General features: G+C 69.8%; 3 protein-coding genes. All 3 read right to left on the bottom strand.

The genetic code is table 11. The annotated features are described in order from the left end of the window. The coding region (locus tag VIU94_RS31000; protein ID WP_331916431.1) for a 1-deoxy-D-xylulose-5-phosphate synthase N-terminal domain-containing protein at positions 1 to 547 on the bottom strand (547 nt) is incomplete at its 3' end. Positions 548 to 657: 110 nt separating this feature from the next. Continuing rightward, complete coding sequence (gene hpnH, locus VIU94_RS30995) at positions 658 to 1,683, bottom strand: adenosyl-hopene transferase HpnH (RefSeq protein ID WP_331916429.1); 1,026 nt, start codon at positions 1,681 to 1,683, stop codon at positions 658 to 660. A gap of 6 nt (positions 1,684 to 1,689) precedes the next feature. Further along, the coding region (locus tag VIU94_RS30990; protein WP_331916427.1) for a phosphorylase family protein at positions 1,690 to 2,209 on the bottom strand (520 nt) is incomplete at its 5' end.

Below are 2,209 nucleotides of genomic sequence, written 5' to 3'. Positions count from 1 at the left end.
CGATGGTCGGGGCGTAGGAGCGCTCGTTGTCGTTGACGACGATGACGAGCGGGCGGTCCTTGGCGGCGGCGATGTTGTTCAGCGCCTCCCAGGCCATGCCGCCGGTGAGCGCGCCGTCGCCGATGACGGCGACGACGTGGTGCGGGCGGCCGAGCACCTCGTTCGCCTTGGCGAGGCCGTCGGCCCAGCCGAGGACGGTGGAGGCGTGCGAGTTCTCGATGACGTCGTGCTCGGACTCCTCCCGGGAGGGATAGCCGGACAGACCGCCCTTGCCGCGGAGCTTGGAGAAGTCCTGGCGTCCGGTGAGGAGCTTGTGGACGTAGCTCTGGTGGCCGGTGTCCCAGAGGACTTTGTCCTGCGGGGAGTCGAAGGCCCGGTGCAGGGCGAGGGAGAGCTCCACCACCCCGAGGTTGGGTCCCAGATGGCCGCCGGTCCTGGCCACGGCCCGGATCAGGAAGGTACGGATCTCCTCGGCCAGTTCGTCGAGTTGCGGGACGGTCAGCGGCCACAGGTCGCGCGGTCCCCGGATGGTCTCCAGAATCGTCATGCTCGGCCCCCTCTCGGATCCTGTTCGGCCGCTAGGCCGGCGGTCACGGCCGCGCGGTCCGGCGGCCGCCCCCGCGTCCGCCGTGGCGGCGGCGGGGGCGTCCCGTCACGTCACCCGCGGTTTTTCTGGGTGACGGTCTCGCGGGCCGCGCGCAGGGACTCCTTGAGCGAGCCCATGGTGGCGAGGACAGCGGTGGGCTCGTAGCCGCAGTGGGCCATGCAGTTGGCGCAGCGCGGGTCCTTGCCACGGCCGTACTTGTCCCAGTCGGTGTCCTCGATGAGCTCCCGGTACGTCGGCACGTATCCGTCGCTCATCAGGTAGCAGGGGCGCTGCCAGCCGAACAGGGAGTAGTTCGGGATCGCCCAGGCCGTGCACGGGAAGTCGGCCTTGCCCTCCAGGAAGTCCAGGAAGAGCGGCGAGTGGTTGAGCCGCCAGCGGCGCCGGTTGCCGCCGGCGAAGGCCTTCTTGAACAGCTCGCGGGTCTGCTCGACGCCGAGGAAGTGCTCCTGGTCGGGGGCCTTCTCGTAGGCGTACGCGGGCGAGATCATCATCTCGTCGACCTGGAGGTCGTCGTTGAGGTAGTTCAGCACCTCGATGATGGTCTGCGGGGTGTCGGTGTTGAAGAAGGTCGAGTTGGTGGTGACCCGGAAGCCGTGCCGCTTGGCCTCCTTGATCGCCGCCACCGCCTCGTCGAACACGCCCTCCTTGGCCACCGACTCGTCGTGCCGCTCGCGCAGCCCGTCGATGTGGACTGCGAAGGCGAAGTACGGGGAGGGGGTGAAGTTCTCCAGCTTCTTGCGCAGCAGCAGGGCGTTGGTGCACAGGAAGACGTACTTCTTCTTCGCCACCAACTGGCGCACGATCTCGTCGATCTGAGGGTGCATCAGCGGCTCGCCGCCGGCGATGGAGACCATCGGGGCGCCGGACTCGAGGACCGCGCCGACCGCCTGTGCGACGGGCATGCGCTGCTTGAGGACGCCCGCCGGGTGCTGGATCTTCCCGCAGCCCTCGCACTTCAGGTTGCAGGCGTACAACGGCTCCAGTTCCACGATCAGCGGGAACTTGTCGCGCTTGCGGAGCTTCTGTTCGAAGAGGTAGGTCCCGACCCGGATGGACTGACGGAGCGGCATGGCCATACTCGCTCACCTCCTGGGGAGCAGCAAAGAACGGTGCCATTCGAAGAATGCGGGAAGGACGGCACGAAGAACACGGAAGGCTGATATTCCCCCGCGTACCGTGCCGATCCGGACCAGCTCATGCTCTGGAGCGTCCACGACCACTCGGACGGCCGCAACCGGACGGGGTCCGGCGGCCAGCGCGGTACGGAGCGTGGCGGCGGACTCCATGTCGACCGCGATCGCCCCGCCGGCCAGCAGCTCGGCCCGCTCGTGACCGCGTACGACGTGGTCGGAGCCGGTCAGCGGGCCGGTGTGGACGGTGCGCCCGGGCAGCGCCCGGACCAGGGCCTTCACCAGCAGCTCGGTGCCGGTGCACGGCGTGTCGCCGTCCGGGCCGCGGGTCTCCTCGGCGACGACCAGGTCCCCGGGGTGCATCCCGGGGGCGAGGCCGGCGCAGAAGCCGGAGGCGAGCACGGCGGCGTCGCGCCAGGGCTCGCGCTCCAGGTGCCGGGCGACGGCGCGGCGGGCGTGCGCCGGGCCCATG

It is taken from the genome of Streptomyces sp. (genome assembly GCF_036566765.1).
Lineage (GTDB): Bacteria > Actinomycetota > Actinomycetes > Streptomycetales > Streptomycetaceae > Streptomyces.
The sequence above is the reverse complement of the archived record's forward strand: the minus strand, read 5'-3'. Positions and strand labels throughout refer to the sequence as shown.